Consider the following 18,433-nt stretch of genomic DNA (forward strand, 5'->3'; position numbering starts at 1 on the left):
CAGCTCATCGTTAATTTGCTGATGGGGCGGTAGGGGTGGATGGAAACCACGGCAAGGCTGGCGGCGGACAGGTCGGCGGGACAGCGCCCCCCTCTGTCCTGCCGGACATCTCCCCCACTTGGGGGGAGATCGGCCGTCATCTTTGATTTCGCCAATCGCCCACCTCGAAAAAGAGGCGCTGCCGGCGGAACTGCCGATCTCCCCACTTGTGGGGGAGATGTCCGGCAGGACAGAGGGGGGCGCCGTAGAGCACAGGCCTCGCCTCACCCCGCCATCGGCGTCCACATCACATCCTCGACCCGCATTGCCCCCGTCGCCAGCATCACCAGCCGGTCGAAGCCGAGTGCGGCGCCGCTCGCCTGCGGCATCATGGCCAGTGCGGCGAGGAAATCCTCGTCGATCGGATAGCGCTCGCCATAGATACGCTCCTTCTCGTCCATCTCGAGGATGAAGCGCCGGCGCTGCTCGGCGGCGTCGGTCAGCTCGCCGAACGCATTGGCCAGTTCGATGCCGCAGCAATAGAGTTCGAAGCGCTCGGCGGTCCGCGGGTCATCCGTGCTCGGCCGGGCAAGGGCGGCCTCCGAAATCGGATAGCCGTAAAGGATGGTGGCGCGCCCCTGCCCCAGCGCCGGCTCGATCTTTTCCACCATCACCCGGCTGAACAGATCGGCCCAATTGTCGTCGGGCGCGGTGCGTAAGCCCGCCTGGAGCAGAGCCGCGTGCAGCGCTTCACGATCGGTGCTGCCGTCGGCGGCGACCGTGGCCAGCAGGTCGATGCCGGCATGGCGCATGAAGGCATCGGCGACGCTCAACCGTTCGGGCTCGACGAACGGATCGGCCTCGCGGCCGCGAAAGGCGAAACGTTTTGCACCGGCGCGCTCGGCGGCCAGCGCGACAAGCCCGGCGCAATCCTCCATCAGGCTCTCATAGGTCTCGTTAGCCCGGTACCATTCGAGCATGGTGAAGGACGGATGATGCAACGGACCGCGCTCGCGGTTGCGATAGACGGCGCTCAGGCTGAAGATGCGCGTCTCGCCGGCAGTGAGCAGCTTCTTGCAGGCGAATTCCGGCGAGGTGTGCAAATAGAGCGGCCGGTGCTGCCCGTCCGGCCCGATCGCCTCGGTGGCGAAGGCCGACAGATGCGCCTCGTTGCCGGGCGAGACCTGTAGCGCCGCAGTCTCGACCTCGATGAAATCGCGGCGGGCAAACCAGTCGCGCAGGGCCGCAGTGATGGCATTGCGCAGGATCAGCCGCGGCCGGCGGTCGGCGTGAACATCAGGCGTCCACCAGGGCGAGGCGGCGGTCATGACGACAGGATTTGCATGGAGGACTGGCGATTGCCGCCAAGATGCGCTAGGCCGCACCGAACGGCTCCCGCAGTCGATTTGCGCCGGTCGGCGCTCCCAGCCCAGTCAACGCTCTTAGGAATAAAGCCCGTGAAGGTCATCGCCAGTTCCCTACGCAAAGGCAATGTCGTCGAAAAGGACGGCAAGCTCTATGTGATCCTCTTTGCCGAAAACATCCATCCGGGCAAGGGCACGCCGGTGACCCAGCTCGACATGCGCCGTATCTCCGACGGGGTGAAGGTTTCGGAGCGCTACCGCACCACAGAGCAGGTCGAGCGCGCCTATGTCGAGGAGCGCGAGCACACCTTCCTCTACCGCGACGCAGAAGGCTTCCATTTCATGAACCCGGAAAGCTACGACCAGGTCGCGGTGCCGGAAAGCGTGGTCGGCGAGATGGCGCCCTATCTCAAGGAAGGCATGGCGGTGCAGGTTTCCCAGTACAACGGCATCGCCATCTCGCTGGTGCTGCCGCAGCGCGCCACCTTCGAGGTGGTCGAGACCGAGCCGGTGACCAAGGGCCAGACGGCGTCCTCGTCCTACAAGCCGGCGACGCTATCCAACGGCGTGCGCACGCTGGTGCCGCCGCACATCAGCGCCGGCACCCGCGTGGTGGTGATGACGGCCGATGGCGCGTATGTGGAGCGCGCCAAGGATTGAGGCTGGTGGATCGCTTGCGGGCGACAGGCCTCGCGTGCTGGAAGCCGGCTGGGCGCGCGGCGGCTAGTAGCGGGAGCAAATCGCGTACACAGCTGCCAGGTAGGTGAGTGCAATCGTGACGTAGGAGACCGCGAGTTCGGCCACGATGGAGGTGATTTGAAGCGGCGTCACCGGAAAACCCTTTGTTAACCCTGGCTCGCACATACGCGTTAATCCTGTCTCTTAACAGTCCCCCATAAGTATACGGTGAGCGAGATCATGTGCCCGCCACGGCGCCTGATCGCCGCAGAATGCCAAGGTAGAGGCCCTACGATTGCCCCGTGCCACGATGCGGGCCGGGAAGAGTGTTCGTCACTGGACAGTGCAGCGGGGATTCAGCCAAGGATGAGACCCGCTACCAGAACCGTAAGGATCATCGACAGCGGAACGGCAAGAAGGCAGCACGCCTCCAAAGTGTTGATTTGCCAAGAGTTCATCGGGCGGTTCCCAATTAGTTTCCTGTCTAAACGGGCAGACCGGGATGGTAGTTCCACGAAAAATCTCCGGCGTTATTCCGTGCCGCTTATCGTGCCGATCGGCACGAACCCTCATTGCCGGTCATCCAGCGGGCACGCGCCAGATGCGTCGCCCAAGCCCGGAATGCCCGTTGCGGCTCCTGCTCCGGGTCAATGTGCAGAACGCTGCGGGCGACCTCACGCCAATCGGCGCCGTCCGCCGAAGCATCGAGCAGCCGCATGTAAGTCAGCATGCAGTGCTCGTCATACGCGGTCAGCACCGAAGACGTCGGCGCCACGTCTGCGAAATGAGGGTCTAGCGGTGGCTTTGGCATGGCGATCTACCAGCAATGGCGCACCGTAACAGGCCGTCGAGAAGCCCGCGCCCTTCAATTGGAGGACGCTGGCCGATCGAGGCCCGCTGCGCGCCCCGAAAATCAGGATGCGGCTTAGCTACATTCGCTTCTGGGGCTTTAGATGAGCCCATAGCACTGCGGCGGCAAACAAGAGCGCAAAGACAAGCGAGACATTAAAAATCGGATGGGTGCTGGACACAGCCGCCGTTGCCGCAACAATGCCGACGATCGCTAAGATTGCCCCCAAAACAACGCCCATGAAACGCATTGCCAACCCTCACATCTCTTGGTCAGTAGGCAGCCTCTGATGGCATGAAAAGTTCATAGCGCCCGCCCCGTTTGCCCTCTACCCCCGCGGCCGCCGCATCAGCATCATCCCGTAATGCACCGCCAACAAATCCAGCCCGATCTTGAGCAGTTTAGATAGAACATCCCGCGGCTCGCCGGTCTGTTCGGCCAGGCTCTTCACCGTTTCGCCGGCGCAGCAGACTTTTTGCACCACGCCCGACACCTCCCAATGCGAAAGCGCCCTGGTGGCGTCGCCATAAGAGCGGCCGGCGGACAGGATGCGGTCGGCAACGCCGCCGCCGATGCGGCCGCCGTCGACGCGCTCGGTCAGCGCCATCGGCCTGACTCCGTCCTGCGCCGAGACGCGAAAATCCTCGCGGTAGCGCATACCCGCCTCGCGCTGCTGGCGCGACAGCGAGGTGATGCCGGTCAGCGGGTCGACATTGCGCACCCGCACAATGCCGCCGGTCGAGCTGTCATTGGAAACCTCATAGATGCGCCTCGCCTCCAGCGTGCCGGTCGCCAGCCGCTTGCGGCCGAAGGCGTCGTCCTTCAGCGCGAAATCATGGCCGACCTCCTTGCGGATGCGCACCTGCTCGGCCTCGCCTTTTGCCAGTTTGGGTGCCTTCGGCGCCTTGACCTTGGCGGTCTTCTTGCTCATGGACAGTCTCCTCGTTTGATTTGCTGCCTTTGCAGAACCTGGGTTCCTCGCCCCCACGCAGTGGGGGAGAGGAACCAGGCCGCCGTGCTTGGCGAGAAGAATCTCGACCGATGCCGCTCACGCTGCATCCGCGAGAGCCGTACGGCGATGGTCGCAGAAGCGTGCCGCGTGATAGGCGCAGTAGCTTTTCAGCGGCCGCGTGCGCAGGCCGCAGCACAGCATGTCCAGTGCCGGCCGGCTGCCCGGTGCGTCGTTTTCGGGATCTTCCTCGAGCGTCAGATCGAGCGGCGCGCGGCAGCGGTTGAACAGGCAGTCGATGAAGCGCATGGCCGCGACATGCGGCGGGCGCCCGACGGCTGCAACGGGGCGCGGTGCCGGCACCTTGAGGGCCTCGTGCCCGTGGATCTCGCGCACGAACTGGCGCTGCGGCAGCCAGACCGGCGGCGCCAGCCTGGCCGGGGTGCGGGCGATGCTTTGCAATTCCGTGTCGGTATAGACGGGCATGATGTTGATCCATTGAAAGGTTGCGTAGATGCCGAAGCTGCGTCCCTCTCCCCGTTCACGGGGAGAGGATGCCGGCAGGCAGGTGAGGGGCGGCGCGACGTCGCCGATTGCCTCTCCCCAGGTCATTGCCGGCACTGCCCGAGCAGCCCAGCGATGGTGCCGCCCCGCCTGCCGGCACGGGGAGAGGGACGCAGCTTCGGCGGCCAAGCTTCGCCCCGGCCGCCTCGCTTGTGGCGCCGGAAACCGCCCTGCCCGTGCACCGGTCGAAGACGATGACCGTGCCGTCCTCGGTGCGGATGCACGAAAGGCCGGCATTGCATTTGCGGAAATTCGTGGCCGGAGCCGTGCGGGGAACGGCTCCGGCCGTTCCGGTCGCCGCCGCCGCCGACGGCAGGGCAACCGGAGCCGAGGCGCTAGCCTCGGGCTTCGTCCCGGCCGGGGAGGAGGACAGCCGGGACGGATGGGAAAACAAGATGGGGCGACGTGGCTTGTGCATGGCTGTATATAAGCATAACTCAAAAATTTATGCAAGCCATTCTTTCATGGACGAAACCGATTCTTATGTTTCAGATGGCCGCCATGGCGAAAACCTCATTGTCGATCAAGGTCGGGGCGGCGATCCGCAAGGCGCGCAAGCAGCGCGGCCTGGTGATGCGCCACATTGCCGAGCACAACGACACCGACGTCGCCGCCGTCGGCAATTGGGAAACCGGCCGCAACCTGCCAAAAACCGAGAACCTTTTGAAGACCGCCGCCTTCCTGCGCGTCGACCCGGTGGCGCTCGGCAAGGGCGAGGTCGTCTTCCTCGACGACGCCGACAATGTCGCCGACGCCGAGATCGTCACCGACGCCGCCCCCCTGCCCGCCGGCCCGATGGACATCGAGCTTCTCGGTGCGGCGGTCGGCGGCGACGACGGCGACTTCACCTTCAACGGCGAAGTCGCCGGCTATGTCCAGCGCCCGCCCGGCATCGCCCATTTGCGCAAGGTGTTCGCGCTGCATGTGCTCTCCGACTCGATGGTGCCGCGCTACGAGCCCGGCGAGATGCTCTATTGCGGCGGCCGCGACGCCGTGCCCGGCGACCACGTGGTGATCGAGATGTTCCCCGAGGAACACGAGCGCAACGGCAAGGCTTTCATCAAAAAACTGGTTAAGCGCACCGCCGCCGAGCTGGTCGTCGAGCAGTACAATCCGCCGAAGACGCTGACCTTCAACCGCTATGCGATCAAGCACGTCTGGCGCGTCATCCCGCTCAAGGAACTGCTGGGGTACTAGGGCGGCGGCAGGCACTATCCCCCCCTTGCGGGGGAGATGGCGTTTCTTCCATCAAGCCCGCCTGGATCTCTCCAGCGGAATCTCGCGCTCGCCAAGCATCCGCGCTTCGGCGCGGCGCTGCTGCTGCTCGTCGATGAACGCCGCCTGGATCGAGATCGCCGCGCCCGGCAGCCCGTCGGCGCGGCAGGCCGAGCAGCGAAGGCGCCCCGAAAGCGCCGCCAGCGGCGTCTGCGCGGTCACCCCGAAGCGCTTCAGCTCCGCCGGCTTCCACCATCTGTTGCGGCCGCAATCGATACACTCGACCGCGATCGAGACGACCTCGGCGATCGTCGCTTCCTTGCCCGGCAATGCCATCGTCCCTAGTGCCTCAGTTCCTGTTTTGTTCACATCATTAGGGGTTTTTCCCGAAGAGTCGAGTCAGTTCCGCTCACACCGTGCAAAAGTTTAACTTGTGTCAATTTTTGAGTTATGCTTATATATCGGATCGACTGATAACGCCGCCGCGGACGATCAGATAGGCGGCAGGGCCGGGCCTCCGTCGCGGCCGCCAATCAAGGAGACGAAGATGGACGCCCTCTCCGCCCAGTTCGCCCGCGATTGCGGCTATACTGGCGACAGCCCGGCCATGCTGGCGTCCTTCGCCGCCATCCGCCACGACGGCATAGGCAAGGGCCGTCTGGGCCATGACCAGCGCAAAGCGATCGTCGACCGGCTGAAGCATGGCGAGGCGCTGTTCCTGGCGGCGATCCGCCCGGCGCAGTCGGCCGAGGAGGCGCTCGAGGACGCCGCCCGCTTCATTGCGCTGTTCCGCAACATGCCGCGCTGGCGCCAGGAAAGGCGCGGCGCCGATCTCGCCCGCGCCAGGCAGCAGCGGCTCCTGGCGCGCTTCTTCCGCCGCTACGGCCACCGCCTCTGGGCACGGCAGGCGGCGTAAGCTGGAGGTCGCAGACGCCATCAGCCGCGAATGCCTGGCGCCGGTCGCCCGCACCGCGACGCGCCTGTCGCGCATAGCTGGACCGCACTTGCCGTCACCAAATCCACACCGTATGTCCACTCGATGAGCGAGATCAAATTCCGTCGCGCGCAAGCGCACGATCTGCCGGCGATTGTCGCACTGCTTGCCGACGATGCGCTCGGTGCTGGTCGGGAGGACCCGTCGACGCCGCTCGCGCCGTCCTACCTCGATGCGTTCCGAGCAATCGAAGCCGATCCCAACCAGCTGCTAGCGGTGGCCGTCGAAGCCGGACAAGTGGTCGGAACCCTGCAGCTCAGCTTCATCCCGGGCATTTCGAGGAAAGGCGCCTGGCGCGGCCAGATCGAAGGTGTTCGCGTCGCCCGGCAATGGCGGTCTCGCGGCGTCGGCAAGCAGATGATCGAATGGGCGGTTGAAGAATGCCGTGCACGCAACTGCAGCTTCGTTCAGCTCACGACCGACAAGAGCCGACGGAAGGCGCACGCTTTCTACGAGGGCCTCGGTTTCACCGCCAGCCATCTCGGCTATAAGATGGCGCTGTAGCGCTCGATCGGCTGATTGCCGAAGTCGGCGCTGCCCCTCATCCGCCTGCCGGCACCTTCTCCCCGTATAGTGACGGGGCAAAGGGGGCTGTCCGTAACCCCGGCACTTTCCTGCAACGTTGGTGATTGGCGAAACCATCGATGAGAGCGTCCTTCTCCCCGTCCCTATACGGGGAGAAGTGCCCGGCAGGGCGATGAGGGGCAGCGCAAACCTGAAGCGATTGCCCTCCACCTGCCCTCCACGCTCCTTGACAATCCACCCGCAATGTTCTCTTTATGTTCCATACAAACCTCAAGACATGCGGCGTTCGAACCGCCGCGGGCGAACGGGCCGGATGGAAGCCAACATCCTCCACGCGGATCTGGATGCCTTCTATGCCTCGGTCGAACAGTTGCTCGACCCGGCCCTGCGCGGCAAGCCGATCGCCGTCGGCGGCGGTGTGGTGCTGGCCGCTTCCTACGAGGCCAAGGCCTTTGGCGTGCGTGGCGGCATGCCGGGGCGGCGCGCCCGGGAACTCTGCCCCGGGCTGATTTTCGTCGGCGGCCATTTCAAGGATTATCAGCGGCTCGGCGACGCGGCCATCAAGGTGCTTGGCGATTTCACGCCGATGGTCGAGCGGATCTCCATCGACGAGGCCTTCGCCGACGTCGCCGGCTGCACCCATCTGTTCGGTCCGCCGGCCGAGATCGCCGCAACCATCCGCCGCCGCGTGCGGGCGGAGCTCGGCCTGCCGATCTCGGTCGGCGTGGCGCGCACCAAGCACCTGGCCAAGATCGCCTCGCAAGTGGCCAAGCCCGACGGGCTGGTGGTCGTCGATCCACGCCACGAGTTGGAGTTCCTGCACGATCTGCCGGTCGAGCTGATGTGGGGCGTCGGCCCGGTGACCAGGGAGCGGCTGGCCGGCATCGGCGTCAACACCATCGGCGAACTGGCGAAGACGCCTGGCTGGTCGCTGGAGCGCCTGCTCGGGCCGGCGGCGGGCGAAAAACTCAACGCGCTGGCCTGGAACCGCGATCCGCGCAAGCTCGAGACGCAGCGCCGGGCGCGATCGGCCGGCGCACAATCGGCGCTCGGCAGGAAGCCGGCCGAGGCAAAAATCTTCGTGCCGGCGCTGCTGCATCTGGCCGACAGGGTCGCCACCAGGCTGCGGGCGAAATCGCGGCCCGGCCGCACCGTGACGGTTCGCGTTCGCTTTGCCGATCTGCGCTCGGTGACGCGCTCGATCACGCTCGACCAGCCGATTTCGGCAACCGCGATGCTGGCCGAGATCGCCGAGGCGCTGGTGCGCAAGGTGCTTGCCGATCATCCGCACGAGAAGACCATCTCGCTGCTGGCGATCGCCGTCTCGCATCTGGAAAAGCAACCGGCCCTGCAGCTGGAACTGCCGCTCGGCCTCGACGACGACCGCCGCCGCCCCGGCACCAGGAAGGGCGCGGCGCGCTGGACCGCCGACCGCGCCATCGACAAGATCCGCGACCGCTTCGGCTGGGAGGCGGTCGGCTATGCCTCGGTCGCGCTTGGGCAGTCGCGCTCGGTCCCCGACGCGTTTCGCGAACTGGCCGAAAAGGAATTGTGAGCCGCGATTACTCTTGGTCGCAAATCGCCGGAATGACGTTCTTGGATCCAGTTCGTTGTGCACCGGTTTTTGGCATCAACCGGATAGGGCAGCACCCGCTCGCAAATTTTCTGCGTCTTCTGGTCGTCAGACCAAAAGCGTTGCGCCGCCCCAGGCGATCAGGACGATGCCGGCCGCCCGGCCAACCCGCTGGCCGGCAGGAAACGCCTTTTCTACCAGCACCAGAATGGCGAGCCCGGCAACCCACACCAGGTTCATGATGCCCCCCACGAACAACAACGCCATCAGCATCCAGCAGCATCCGACACAAAACGCCCCGTGCAGTGCGCCCAAACGCAGCGCGCCGAGTGCGTGGGGACGCCAGTGTCGGGCAAGGAACGCCGTCGGTGCCCGGCAATGCGACAGGCAGGCGTTCTTGAGCGGCGAGAGCTGATAGAGGCCCGCGGCGATCAGGACGATGGCTGAAAGCCAGCGGCTTTGTGAGCTCATCAGCGTCGCGGAAGCGAAGGCTTCGCGTTCGAGCAGCCGATGCAACGCGGTCGCCGCAACGGAGAACCCCAGCCAGACCAGGAGGTAGCCTGCCATAAATACGCCGGTGGGCGCGAGCTTGTCCTGGATCTGGCCCTGTGCGAGCGCACGGCGATGCACGCTCGCATAGAGCAGGATGGTCGGCGCCGCGCTCGGCGACATCATGGCGATCATCATGACCCACCACATGGCGATCATCAGCGCCCAGTTCGCGGCCCCCCAGACCCGCGGTTCCGTCGCTGCGGCCATCGCGCTCATGTCCATGCCGGGCATGTCCATGCCAGACATATTCATGCCAGACATATCCATGCCGGGCATATCGGAGGTCACGCCGGCAGTTTGCTGGTGGGGGAACAGCGCGAGCCTCGACATCTCCCACGCATTCATGCCGAGCCCTGCACCGGCGACGATGTAAAGCCAGGCCAGCAGGCACAGCGCCACCACGCCCGCAATCGTGATGACGCGGTCGCGTCTGAGCAGGCGTTCCAGTGGCGACGCGCCGTTCATGCGAGGCGTCAGGCTCGCACCACCCCGTGATTGTTGAGATGCAGCCGCGCGAACTGGCCGTAACTGTCCTTCGTGGTCACCTGAACCGGGCCGCTGGTTGTGCTCGAAGCACTGCCGATCTCGGCGACCGCATATTCGAAGCCGTTCGGCAACACGATCTGCGCGCGCGAGTCCGCACCCGTCACCTTGTTGCGGATCGGTTCGCCGACCGTTTCGATGTAGTCCTTGACGAAGATGCGGCCCCTGCGGCCGTCAATATCGAGGTCGAGATCGATCTTCGTGAACACCGGCTCATTCATTTTTGTCACGGTTGAGGCGTAGACGGCGAACATCGTCGCGAACGGGTCGGTGTCCTGGCCGGTCATGATGCGCAGCAGCGCGTTACGCTGCCGGTCGGTTGCATTCTCGTCGACGAAAGCGATGGCTTCGCCATTGCCTTCGTGGATCGCGCCAGGCCATTTGAAGATCGCGGCGATCCGCAGGCCATCGAGAGCGGTTTCGCCATGATGACCCTCATCGATCTGAATGCCGGCAACGGCATGGCAATGGCCTTTGTCGGGCAACGCATTGAATTGACAGTTGCAGCCATATTCGCAGGTGCAATTGACGAGTTCGCGTCCCTTGATTTCCCAAGACGTCACGCTGTCCTCCCTGATGTCGAAATATTAGACCATCATCATACACCTGGACTCTTCCCTCTCAAAGGCGCACCCTTAAAAATGCGAAACCCAAGCGAGAGTTTCGTCCAATGCTTCACATGCTTGACTTGCGTCGGTGATTGTCTGACCTATCCGGATACTTCCGGCTGGGCAGACCTCATATTGTGTCGCCTATCCGTGATCAGGCTACGGCCTAAGGCACGTTGCAGCCCGTTCCGGATCAACTGGGAGGTAAACAACATGCCTGATTTTCAGCGCAGAGAACTTCTTGTTCAAGGAAGCGCGGCTCTTGCCGCAATTGCTGCTCTCTATACCTCGCGTCGGGCTTACGCTTTTCCAACACGGCCGAGCGAGGAGGTTATTGCGTGGCTGGACCAGCCGACCGAAAATCCCGATCCGGTCGGTATCCAGAAGCAGCTTGTCTGGGAGGATTTGGATAGCTGGATAACTCCAAACCACAAGTTCTTCAGCATCTCGCATTTCAACCGGCCAACGATCGACGAGAAGACATGGTCCATGGAGATCGGAGGCCTGGTCAAGAAGCCCTTGAAATTGACGCTCGCCGACATCAGGGCGCGACCGCGGCAGGAGGTCGTTTTCACAGTGGAATGCTCGGGCAACCACGGGTTTCCCTTTTTCACTGGCGGCATCGGCAATGCCCGCTGGGCAGGGACGCCGCTCGCCCCGATCCTCGAGGAAGCCGGCGTTATGGAGAAGGGCATCGAGGTCGTCTTTTTCGGTACTGACAAGGGCGAGGTTCCGATACGCGACGTCAAGATGCAGCAGAACTTCGCTCGCAGCATGTCACTCGCCGACGCGATGAATCCCGACAATCTGCTCTGCTATGAAATGAACGGAGCCGCCTTGCCGCCGGCCAATGGTTTTCCGCTGCGGCTGATTGCTCCCGGCTGGTACGGGATCGCCAACGTCAAGTGGCTGGAACGCATCGAGGTTCGCGACACCCGCTTCATGAGCCTTCTGATGGCCCGTGACTATGTCACCATCCGGGAGGAAGAGCACAACGGCGAGACCGTGTGGACCGAGAACTCAGTCGGCCGGGCACGGATAAAGTCCGCGCCTGCAAAGGTCACCCGGAAGGACTCAGACTACCGCGTCATTGGGGCAGCTTGGGGGGCACCGATCGACCGGGTCGAAGTGCAAATCGATCAAGCGCCATGGGCACCGGCGATCATTGACCGCAGTGAGGAGGCCGAACACGCCTGGAAGATATGGTCCCTGGATTGGGCAAATCCCTCTCCCGGCGAACACACGGTGACCTCGCGCGCGGTCAGCACCACGGGACAAGTTCAACCGGCAATGGACGATCCCTTGATTGCCAAGAAACACACATACTGGGAAAGCAATGGCCAGGTGACGCGCCGCGTGCGTGTCGACTAAGAACTACGCGGGAAGGTGAAGCAGGTGCAGACTGGTTGTCCAAGCAATCTTTAGGTTCGCTTCGGCAGGCAAAATAGACGCGCATCGTAGATGCCCGGAACGACCGCTTCGGGTGGACTGGCGCGATTCGTCTCGTCCATGGGGACATGGGACGGCCGGAATACTGGAAATCGGTCCCCAGCGTCAGCCCTTGGATGCCGTGATGACCAGCGCCGGCATGTCGAAAGCGACGGCGCCGACCGCTGTCACGAAAGGCATAAGTGCTCGCTCGGCCTCCTCCAGAAGCCGCTTAAACTGCTCGTTGTCCAAAAGTCCGCCCAACGTCCAGATGCAGGCTCTTTCAGTCGAGATCAGCGACTCGATCGAGGCAAAACGGACCGTTCCGCGGTGCCGCTTCACCTCGGCATGCTCTATGCCTGCCTTCGCGCAGAGCGAGAGCAGTAACTCTGCATTGCCGAGAGCAAAGGGCGCGCGGAACGCGTTCGCAACGTCGCTTCCAAACAGCCGTTCAAGCATAGCCGCCACTGCGGCATAGCCGGGCGACTGGTCGAGCGAGTCGCAGACCGCGACGGCGAGCCGGCCGCCGGTCTTAACCACGCGCAGCATTTCCCGCAGTGCGGCTGCTCGATCCTCGAAGAACATCAGGCCGAACTGGCTGACTGCGGCGTCGAAGCTTTCATCCGGAAACGGAATCTGCTCGGCGCGCCCTTCTCGCCAGTCGATGCGAGTGCTTTTGCGGCGGGCAACGCAAAGCATATCGGGATTGGGGTCAAGCCCGACCACCTTGCCCTCCGCGCGAACGCGGTCGAGGGCCGCGAGCGCCAGCACACCCGTACCGCAGGCGATGTCGATGACGCGGTCGCCCCTCCCTATTCGCGCCTCGGCGGCGACGATAGGCCCCCATTGTCGGAACAGCGCTGGAACGAACAGTGAGTCGTAGATTTCAGCCGGAGTTTTCGATGTCTTACCCCGGTGGGTCTGGACCGCCGCGTCCACAGATCCCGGCGTGGCACCTTCAAGGAACACTGCGTTGGATCGGGCTCCGGCGACGCGAAGCGCCTTCAGCGGCTCGTATTCAGGCGATGAGTACCAGCGCTTGGCATGCTCGGCGTCGGCAAATTCGACGATGACCGGATAGACCGGCTGCCAGTCTCCTTCGACAAGGTCGGATTTCCCGCCCAGCACCAAATAGCGCCCTCCATATTGTTCAACCGTTGCAAAGACCCCTGCCAGATACTGCTCGACTTTGGCTTGGTCGGTGATTTCACGCACGTCGAAGAAGCAATAAGTAGACATGGCCGACCTCCGTTGATCGCATGGACTGCACGGGATGCGCGGTGGATATGCTGTCCGGCGCATAGTAGACTTGGCCATGGGCACGCTCCATGACCCAGCGTCTCAATCGCTTGCCGCAGCGTCCGTTCTTGCGCCATCGCCTGGGCGGCCACCGGAAGAGGCCGTTGCCGATGCCGCACCTTCGGCGGTGCCGGACAAGGATGTGCTTTCAGATGTGCTGCGCGTGATAAAGCTCACCGGCGCGCTTTTCTTCTGGGTCGATGCCTCTTCGCCCTGGAGTGTGGAAGTGCCGCGGGCGGATTCATTTGCCCATCTCATCCTGCCGCGCGCCCAACACGTGATTTCCTACCACATAATCACCCAGGGATCGGGCTCGGTCAGCATCGATGAGGGTTCGCCGATGGAGTTTGCCGAAGGCGATATACTTGTGATCCCGCATGAGGATTCATACGCAATGTGCAGTGCGCCCGGAGTGCGATCAGGTTTGAGCCCGGAAGATTCGCTCGATTTCTTTCGCGCCATGGCGGCTGGACAACTGCCTTTCGTGGTCAACGAAGGTGGCGACGGCCCCCTCCTGACAAGATATGTCTGCGGTTTTCTTGGTTGCGATGCACGGCCGTTCAATCCTCTGCTCGGGGCCCTTCCTCCGCTGATACGCATTCGGCGTGCGGCCGGCGCACCGAGCGATCTGCTCGACCGGCTGATCGAGCTAACGCTGGCAGAGGTGTCCGTTCAACGGCCTGGCGCTGAATGCATCCGCCTGCGCCTCAGCGAACTGATGTTCGTTGAGGTCGTTCGCCGCTATCTTGAGGCACTGCCGCCGGAGCAGACCGGCTGGCTGGCCGGCTTGCGCGACCCCGCCGTAGGCAGGGCTGTTGCGCTCGTCCACGAGCATCCGGCGCGTGGCTGGACAATTGAAGAACTCGCTCGCGAAACCGGCGTCTCGCGGTCAGTCCTTGCGGCCCGCTTCACGCGTCTCGTCGGCTGCCCACCGATGCAATATCTCACGCGATGGCGCGTGCAACTGGCCGCACGACTGCTCACTGATGGGCTGGCCAAAGTCTCGACGGTCGGACGTGATGTCGGCTACGAGTCCGAAGCGGCCTTCAGCCGGAGCTTCAAGAAGCTCGCGGGCGTCTCGCCGGCTGGCTGGCGCGGCGGCCGGCGCGGATAGCCGGGCGGCCGGAGGCCAATTTGAGGAACACAATATGCCCCGACAGACGCCTCCGCGCGCCATCTCCGCACCATTTCCAGCCCTCCCCTACCCCTCCACCGTGCTGATCTCCGCATCGACCAGGCACCAGGGCGCGTAACGGAAGTCGCGGATCTGGACGACCCGCTCGTCCCGCCATTCGACCAGCATGAAGCCGCGGACGGCGCCGTCCGGCTCCTGCGGATTGCGGATCAGGATCGCCGGCCTGCCGTCGACAAGACCCAGCGATAGCGTCCAGTCGCTTATGCGGTCGTAATTGCCGAAATAGGTCGACACTTCGGCCTTGCCGCGCAGGCGGAGGCGGTTGACGAGTTCGAGCTGGATATCCTCGGCGATCAGCGCCCTGACCGCGTCGAAGTCGCGCGCATTGAACAGGTCGACATAGCGGCGCAGCCGCCGCTCGTCATCGGCGTCGAGCCTGGGCGCGGCCACCTGTTCGGGCTCGGCTGCCAATATGCGCAGCTGCGCCCGCCCGCGATGCAGCGCCGCCTTGGTCGCGGCCAGCGTCGCACCGGTCACCTCGCAGGTCTCGTGCAGGGAAAGGCCGAGCACGTCGACCAGGATCACGGCGCCGCGCTGCGCCACCGAAAGCTGCATGAAGCTGCGCAGGCCGGTCGCCGCGGCGAGCCTGCTGTCGGCGCTGCCGGAAGAATCCTCGATCGTGGTCATGTCGGTCTCGGTCATGCGCGACCTTTCCCGATGGCGCCGGCGCAGATGGTCCTGCGCGGCATTGTGGGCGATGCGAAACAGCCATTGCTCGGGCCGCTCGATCGCCAGGCTACCGTCGACCGCCTGCAGCGCCTTCATGAGCGTCTCCTGCACGATGTCTTCGCCGTCGATCACCGAGCCGGCCATGCGGGCGCAGTAGCGGTGCAGTTTGGGACGCAACCCGGAGAGCATCGCCTCCAGCGCCGGCCGGTCGAATTTTTGTGGGATCATGGCGTCCATTCTATCCGGCTTTGCCGTCCTCAAGCAGATGGTAGTTGCCGATGATTTTGGCAGGCGATCGCTGGACCGGGGTAGAACGTCGCTCCGCATGGTTTTGCGTGAACGCCTCGAAGGCCGCAAGCCCGGTCAGCGCGGATGTGTCATTTCCCTCGCCGACGACGTGGACGAACTCGCCGTCGTCCAATTCGAGCACGAGATAGCGCACGCTCTGCGGCGTCGTCTCATCCAGCGCCTCGAACACCTTTGCCACCAGCGCGCGGTTCTCTTCCAGCCCGGTGTCTTTCACGCTGTAGCGAATGAGTTTGTAGCCCATCGTTCGTCTCCTGAATGGTTGGTTTGAGCAGAAGACGTTTGGCGTTCCCGAAAGGATTCTCGCACGCTATGAATCTCTTCGGCCGCCCGGATCCGTCTTCCAGCTGTGGACGGCTACGCAGCAGCCATCGAGGAGCAGGAGAGACGACCATGCACATCCAGTTTGCCGAACTGCCGGTATTCGACCAGGACCGCGCCAAGGCGTTCTACACCAGGCATTTCGCCTGCAAGGTCGCGGCCGACGAGAAGATGGGCGATAGCGGCTGGCGCTGGATCGAGCTGACATTTCCCGGCGCTGTCACGAACCTGCATTTCGTGAGGCGCGCCGACGACACGCCAGGCGCGGAGCCGGTGCTGGTGCTGGTCGACGACGATGTCGAGGCCACGATCGCCGCTCTGAAGGCGGGCGGCGTCGAGATCATCACCGAACCGCAGGAGGCGCCCTGGCAGCCAGGCCGCACGGTGGCGGAATTTCGCGACAGCGAGGGCAATCGCATGGTGATCGGCAGCCAATGAGCGGGTGCCGCTGCTGGGCGGGCCTCTGAATTTTGACGCGCCCATTTGAACGGCTGGAGAAGGTGTCATCAGCGCTGGTTGCTGCGACTGTCAACTACCGGGCAGCGAAATAGACTGATGAAAGGGGCAGCTCAGAGTCACGATTGCCCTTGAAGTTTCCCCCGGGGCGAGAGGTTGAATATCGTCGGAAATGCTCTCTGCGCCGGCCGAGTGGTACCCAGTCGCCTCACTTTTCGATAAACGGTGCGGCGGCCAAGGCTCGGCGATCTTGCCGACGAGATCGCCGAGACTGACACACCCAATACGCTGAAGCAGCGTTTCGACAAAATCGCCGCTACCATGGCGTGCCACCGCTCGGTGCGCTCGGCCGGCAGCTTCGGCCGGAAGAAATGAAAGCACTGCTCCGCCAGATGGAAGCAACGCCGGGTTCCGGCACCTGCAATCACGGCCGACCGACCTATATCTAACTAAAGCTTGTCGATATCGAGCGGCTGTGTGGACGGCGGTAGCGCCGAAACGTCGTTTGCAACGGCAATAGCTTGTTCGCATCACTTTCAGGGAGGTAAGGAGCCATGATTTCCGGCGCACACATGATCATCTACAGCACGGATGCCGAGGCAGACCGCGCATTTTTTCGCAATGTTCTGCGTTTTCCAGCAATCGATGCTGGCGAAGGCTGGTTGATCTTCGCATTGCCGCCGGCCGAGATTGCTGTTCACCCGATCGCCGAAAACGACAGCCACGAAGTCTATCTCATGTGCGAAGACATCAATGCCACAATCCAAGAGCTGAAATCGCACGATGTTGAATGCACTTCGGTCACCGATGAAGGCTGGGGCCTGCTCACGCATGTCTCGCTTCCCAGTGGCGGATCGCTTGGCCTCTACCAGCCGAGGCATCCTTTGGCGCACAAAGCCGGGGCTGCTTAAAAGCCGGTTTTCCGTCCGGACGCGCGACCAAGTAAAGACTTGGAGCGGGATGGAGATTCGAAGGCAAATCATCCTGCTCTGCCGGACTTTTTCAACACTATCGGTGGATTGCTGCTGTCGGTCTCGTCTGTTCCAACGAGCAAGAATGCTCCGCGGCAGGAGGTGCAGAAAATCCCTCTCGCCGCCCAGCAACGTCAGGTCGTCGCCGCGTGCGCTCATCCGGGCACGGGGCGTCCGACATGCCCACCAGCACTTCGCAGATGCGCCACATCGCGACGGCGACGTCGTCGCGGCGGGCCAGCCGAAACTTCTTATCATTTCCACCTAGGGCAACAGCATATGCTCTTCGACACCCTTGCAGGACGTGCTCCGCTGGAAGCGGCCCAGGAGGTTCCTCGCGATCCTATTCAGGGCGTCGCGAGGCCGGTTCCGCGACGGGCCGCATCGACGCTCCACGCGCCGCCTCCCGCGAAAAAGAAGTACAGGAAAATAAAGCAGTAGAGGATCGCCGCGTCGCCCTGGTTGACAACCGGAAAGAAGTTTTGCGGCGCGTGCGCCATGAAATAGGCCACCGCCATGTTGCCGGACAGAATGAACGCGACGGGCCGGGTGAAGAATCCGAGGGCAAGCAGCACGCCTCCGATCACCTCGATCAATCCCTGAATCACAAAAGGCCCCGACAGTTGCATCGGCTCGGGAGCGGGCGGAAAATTGAAGAACTTTTGAGTTCCGTGCTCCAGAAACAGCAGCGCCGACATGATCCTCACGACGCTTAACCACTCCGGAACCCAGGCCGAAATCTTGTCGAAATTCATCAGTTGGCCTCCATCATGACCCGGTGATTCCGGCCAGCAGGCTGAATTATCAGCGGGTCTGCTCTTCGCACCGATTTTGCGAAGAGGGTATGATGCACAGCGCGAGGCGTAAACCAATACTCCCAGTTCACAGTCGCGTGACATCCGGTCGTACTAGTGATGGAGTGCCGAGCCGCGGGAGCCTAGACCTTGCCGATTGCGCTCGCTCCGCCAGTGACTAGCGCCGACGAGGCGCGTGGGACTAGCAGGTCGCGCCACTCCACAAGCAAAGCCGCCAAAGCGAATGCCCTTCGTCAGGACCGCGCTCGAGTGGCCCTGCAATGTCCGCTTTCCGTCACAGCACCGGTTCCTGCGAACGTCGGCTATCGGGTAGTGAAACGGGTTGATGGAGGGCGGCTCAGGGTCAGAGATGCCGGTTCCGGCGAAGGTCCGCTTACGAGCGGCCAAATCGGCGTGGCAGAGGCTGGTTTGGGTCACGGATTGCCGTATGGCTGCTCAGAAGGAAGGGCAGAGAAGGGGTCGAACTTTACCGTTTGCAATTTTGTCGCTGACGGCTGGAAGCAGCCGCGATCTTTCCAAGACCTCGACGGCCGCGAAAATCGACCGGCACCCACAGCTTAACCGCTCGTAGTCCTCTCG

Annotated in this window: 20 protein-coding genes and 1 pseudogene; 10 read left to right on the forward strand and 11 right to left on the reverse strand. The window is 63.4% G+C overall.

Annotated elements, in window-relative coordinates; all coding sequences use genetic code 11:
- Window positions 1-263: 263 nt before the first annotated feature.
- A complete protein-coding gene (gene epmA / locus AC0L14_RS21150) occupies window positions 264-1,307 on the reverse strand; it encodes an EF-P lysine aminoacylase EpmA (RefSeq protein WP_473750618.1) in 1,044 nt (347 codons plus the stop codon).
- 129 nt (window positions 1,308-1,436) lie between these two features.
- Between epmA and efp the strand changes: the two genes are divergently transcribed.
- Window positions 1,437-2,003, forward strand: a complete 567-nt coding sequence (efp, locus tag AC0L14_RS21155) for an elongation factor P (protein ID WP_473750619.1) — start codon at window positions 1,437-1,439, stop codon at window positions 2,001-2,003.
- 562 nt (window positions 2,004-2,565) lie between these two features.
- On the opposite strand, the gene AC0L14_RS21160 is transcribed toward efp, so the two are convergent.
- The 3 genes from AC0L14_RS21160 to AC0L14_RS21170 form a co-directional block, all read right to left on the reverse strand.
- On the reverse strand, window positions 2,566-2,832 hold the full coding sequence (locus AC0L14_RS21160) for a DUF2285 domain-containing protein (RefSeq protein WP_473750620.1): 267 nt from the start codon (window positions 2,830-2,832) through the stop codon (window positions 2,566-2,568).
- 367 nt (window positions 2,833-3,199) lie between these two features.
- The gene (locus AC0L14_RS21165; RefSeq protein ID WP_473750622.1) at window positions 3,200-3,802 is read right to left on the reverse strand and encodes a DUF6456 domain-containing protein; all 603 of its coding nucleotides are present in this window, start codon (window positions 3,800-3,802) and stop codon (window positions 3,200-3,202) included.
- A gap of 117 nt (window positions 3,803-3,919) precedes the next feature.
- On the reverse strand, window positions 3,920-4,432 hold the full coding sequence (locus AC0L14_RS21170; protein ID WP_473750623.1) for a hypothetical protein: 513 nt from the start codon (window positions 4,430-4,432) through the stop codon (window positions 3,920-3,922).
- Between the two features lie 444 nt (window positions 4,433-4,876).
- On the opposite strand from AC0L14_RS21170, the gene AC0L14_RS21175 reads away from it, so the two are divergent.
- On the forward strand, window positions 4,877-5,581 hold the full coding sequence (locus AC0L14_RS21175; RefSeq protein ID WP_123148064.1) for an XRE family transcriptional regulator: 705 nt from the start codon (window positions 4,877-4,879) through the stop codon (window positions 5,579-5,581).
- Window positions 5,582-5,632: 51 nt separating this feature from the next.
- Here the strand turns inward: AC0L14_RS21175 and AC0L14_RS21180 are convergent, their stop codons facing one another.
- On the reverse strand, window positions 5,633-5,935 hold the full coding sequence (locus AC0L14_RS21180; protein WP_123148021.1) for a hypothetical protein: 303 nt from the start codon (window positions 5,933-5,935) through the stop codon (window positions 5,633-5,635).
- A 211-nt stretch (window positions 5,936-6,146) separates the two neighbouring features.
- On the opposite strand from AC0L14_RS21180, the gene AC0L14_RS21185 reads away from it, so the two are divergent.
- The 3 genes from AC0L14_RS21185 (at window position 6,147) to dinB (ending at window position 8,673) form a co-directional block, all read left to right on the forward strand.
- Complete coding sequence (locus tag AC0L14_RS21185) at window positions 6,147-6,515, forward strand: hypothetical protein (protein ID WP_473750624.1); 369 nt, start codon at window positions 6,147-6,149, stop codon at window positions 6,513-6,515.
- Between the two features lie 123 nt (window positions 6,516-6,638).
- Window positions 6,639-7,097: a GNAT family N-acetyltransferase gene (locus tag AC0L14_RS21190; RefSeq protein ID WP_473750631.1), complete on the forward strand. Its 459-nt coding sequence runs from the start codon at window positions 6,639-6,641 to the stop codon at window positions 7,095-7,097.
- 334 nt (window positions 7,098-7,431) lie between these two features.
- Window positions 7,432-8,673 (forward strand): DNA polymerase IV, encoded by a 1,242-nt coding sequence (dinB, locus tag AC0L14_RS21195; RefSeq protein WP_473527884.1) that lies wholly within the window; start codon window positions 7,432-7,434, stop codon window positions 8,671-8,673.
- Window positions 8,674-8,799: 126 nt separating this feature from the next.
- Here the strand turns inward: dinB and AC0L14_RS21200 are convergent, their stop codons facing one another.
- Together AC0L14_RS21200 and AC0L14_RS21205 are read right to left on the reverse strand one after the other, a co-directional pair.
- The gene (locus AC0L14_RS21200) at window positions 8,800-9,708 is read right to left on the reverse strand and encodes a DUF2182 domain-containing protein (RefSeq protein ID WP_473527885.1); all 909 of its coding nucleotides are present in this window, start codon (window positions 9,706-9,708) and stop codon (window positions 8,800-8,802) included.
- A gap of 8 nt (window positions 9,709-9,716) precedes the next feature.
- Window positions 9,717-10,349, reverse strand: a complete 633-nt coding sequence (locus AC0L14_RS21205) for a DUF1326 domain-containing protein (RefSeq protein ID WP_473489790.1) — start codon at window positions 10,347-10,349, stop codon at window positions 9,717-9,719.
- A gap of 258 nt (window positions 10,350-10,607) precedes the next feature.
- On the opposite strand from AC0L14_RS21205, the gene AC0L14_RS21210 reads away from it, so the two are divergent.
- Window positions 10,608-11,765, forward strand: coding sequence for a sulfite oxidase (locus AC0L14_RS21210; protein WP_473750625.1), 1,158 nt, complete (start codon window positions 10,608-10,610; stop codon window positions 11,763-11,765).
- 183 nt (window positions 11,766-11,948) lie between these two features.
- On the opposite strand, the gene AC0L14_RS21215 is transcribed toward AC0L14_RS21210, so the two are convergent.
- Window positions 11,949-13,061 carry a DUF1330 domain-containing protein gene (locus AC0L14_RS21215; protein WP_473527886.1) on the reverse strand — a complete coding sequence of 371 codons (1,113 nt, stop codon included), beginning with the start codon at window positions 13,059-13,061 and terminating at the stop codon, window positions 11,949-11,951.
- Window positions 13,062-13,137: 76 nt separating this feature from the next.
- Here AC0L14_RS21215 and AC0L14_RS21220 point away from each other — a divergent pair, with 76 nt between their 5' ends.
- Window positions 13,138-14,235 (forward strand): AraC family transcriptional regulator, encoded by a 1,098-nt coding sequence (locus AC0L14_RS21220; protein WP_473489787.1) that lies wholly within the window; start codon window positions 13,138-13,140, stop codon window positions 14,233-14,235.
- Between the two features lie 87 nt (window positions 14,236-14,322).
- On the opposite strand, the gene AC0L14_RS21225 is transcribed toward AC0L14_RS21220, so the two are convergent.
- Together AC0L14_RS21225 and AC0L14_RS21230 are read right to left on the reverse strand one after the other, a co-directional pair.
- Entirely contained in the window at window positions 14,323-15,213 is an 891-nt protein-coding gene (locus tag AC0L14_RS21225) for a sigma-70 family RNA polymerase sigma factor (protein WP_473750632.1), read from the reverse strand.
- Between the two features lie 10 nt (window positions 15,214-15,223).
- Entirely contained in the window at window positions 15,224-15,535 is a 312-nt protein-coding gene (locus AC0L14_RS21230; protein ID WP_473750626.1) for a hypothetical protein, read from the reverse strand.
- A gap of 149 nt (window positions 15,536-15,684) precedes the next feature.
- Here AC0L14_RS21230 and AC0L14_RS21235 point away from each other — a divergent pair, with 149 nt between their 5' ends.
- The 3 genes and pseudogenes from AC0L14_RS21235 to AC0L14_RS21245 all read left to right on the forward strand — a co-directional run bounded on the left by AC0L14_RS21235 (window position 15,685) and on the right by AC0L14_RS21245 (window position 16,979).
- Window positions 15,685-16,050, forward strand: coding sequence for a VOC family protein (locus AC0L14_RS21235; protein ID WP_473750627.1), 366 nt, complete (start codon window positions 15,685-15,687; stop codon window positions 16,048-16,050).
- Window positions 16,051-16,314: 264 nt separating this feature from the next.
- Window positions 16,315-16,517, forward strand: a pseudogene (locus AC0L14_RS21240) (DNA mismatch repair endonuclease MutL); the annotation flags it as partial.
- Window positions 16,518-16,622: 105 nt separating this feature from the next.
- Complete coding sequence (locus tag AC0L14_RS21245) at window positions 16,623-16,979, forward strand: VOC family protein (protein ID WP_192363337.1); 357 nt, start codon at window positions 16,623-16,625, stop codon at window positions 16,977-16,979.
- Window positions 16,980-17,386: 407 nt separating this feature from the next.
- Here AC0L14_RS21245 and AC0L14_RS21250 read toward each other — a convergent pair whose 3' ends face one another.
- Window positions 17,387-17,794, reverse strand: coding sequence for a DoxX family protein (locus AC0L14_RS21250; RefSeq protein ID WP_473750628.1), 408 nt, complete (start codon window positions 17,792-17,794; stop codon window positions 17,387-17,389).
- Window positions 17,795-18,433: the final 639 nt, after the last annotated feature.

This window comes from Mesorhizobium sp. WSM4841 (assembly GCF_055811515.1).

Coding starts and splice junctions, on each gene's coding strand:
- epmA (WP_473750618.1), bottom strand. CDS start 1,307: ATGACCGCCGCCTCGCCCTGGTGGACGCCTGATGTTCACGCCGACCGC.
- AC0L14_RS21160 (WP_473750620.1), bottom strand. CDS start 2,832: ATGCCAAAGCCACCGCTAGACCCTCATTTCGCAGACGTGGCGCCGACG.
- AC0L14_RS21165 (WP_473750622.1), bottom strand. CDS start 3,802: ATGAGCAAGAAGACCGCCAAGGTCAAGGCGCCGAAGGCACCCAAACTG.
- AC0L14_RS21170 (WP_473750623.1), bottom strand. CDS start 4,432: ATGACCTGGGGAGAGGCAATCGGCGACGTCGCGCCGCCCCTCACCTGC.
- AC0L14_RS21175 (WP_123148064.1), top strand. CDS start 4,877: ATGGCCGCCATGGCGAAAACCTCATTGTCGATCAAGGTCGGGGCGGCG.
- AC0L14_RS21180 (WP_123148021.1), bottom strand. CDS start 5,935: ATGGCATTGCCGGGCAAGGAAGCGACGATCGCCGAGGTCGTCTCGATC.
- AC0L14_RS21185 (WP_473750624.1), top strand. CDS start 6,147: ATGGACGCCCTCTCCGCCCAGTTCGCCCGCGATTGCGGCTATACTGGC.
- AC0L14_RS21190 (WP_473750631.1), top strand. CDS start 6,639: ATGAGCGAGATCAAATTCCGTCGCGCGCAAGCGCACGATCTGCCGGCG.
- dinB (WP_473527884.1), top strand. CDS start 7,432: ATGGAAGCCAACATCCTCCACGCGGATCTGGATGCCTTCTATGCCTCG.
- AC0L14_RS21200 (WP_473527885.1), bottom strand. CDS start 9,708: ATGAACGGCGCGTCGCCACTGGAACGCCTGCTCAGACGCGACCGCGTC.
- AC0L14_RS21210 (WP_473750625.1), top strand. CDS start 10,608: ATGCCTGATTTTCAGCGCAGAGAACTTCTTGTTCAAGGAAGCGCGGCT.
- AC0L14_RS21215 (WP_473527886.1), bottom strand. CDS start 13,061: ATGTCTACTTATTGCTTCTTCGACGTGCGTGAAATCACCGACCAAGCC.
- AC0L14_RS21220 (WP_473489787.1), top strand. CDS start 13,138: ATGGGCACGCTCCATGACCCAGCGTCTCAATCGCTTGCCGCAGCGTCC.
- AC0L14_RS21225 (WP_473750632.1), bottom strand. CDS start 15,213: ATGATCCCACAAAAATTCGACCGGCCGGCGCTGGAGGCGATGCTCTCC.
- AC0L14_RS21230 (WP_473750626.1), bottom strand. CDS start 15,535: ATGGGCTACAAACTCATTCGCTACAGCGTGAAAGACACCGGGCTGGAA.
- AC0L14_RS21235 (WP_473750627.1), top strand. CDS start 15,685: ATGCACATCCAGTTTGCCGAACTGCCGGTATTCGACCAGGACCGCGCC.
- AC0L14_RS21245 (WP_192363337.1), top strand. CDS start 16,623: ATGATTTCCGGCGCACACATGATCATCTACAGCACGGATGCCGAGGCA.
- AC0L14_RS21250 (WP_473750628.1), bottom strand. CDS start 17,794: ATGAATTTCGACAAGATTTCGGCCTGGGTTCCGGAGTGGTTAAGCGTC.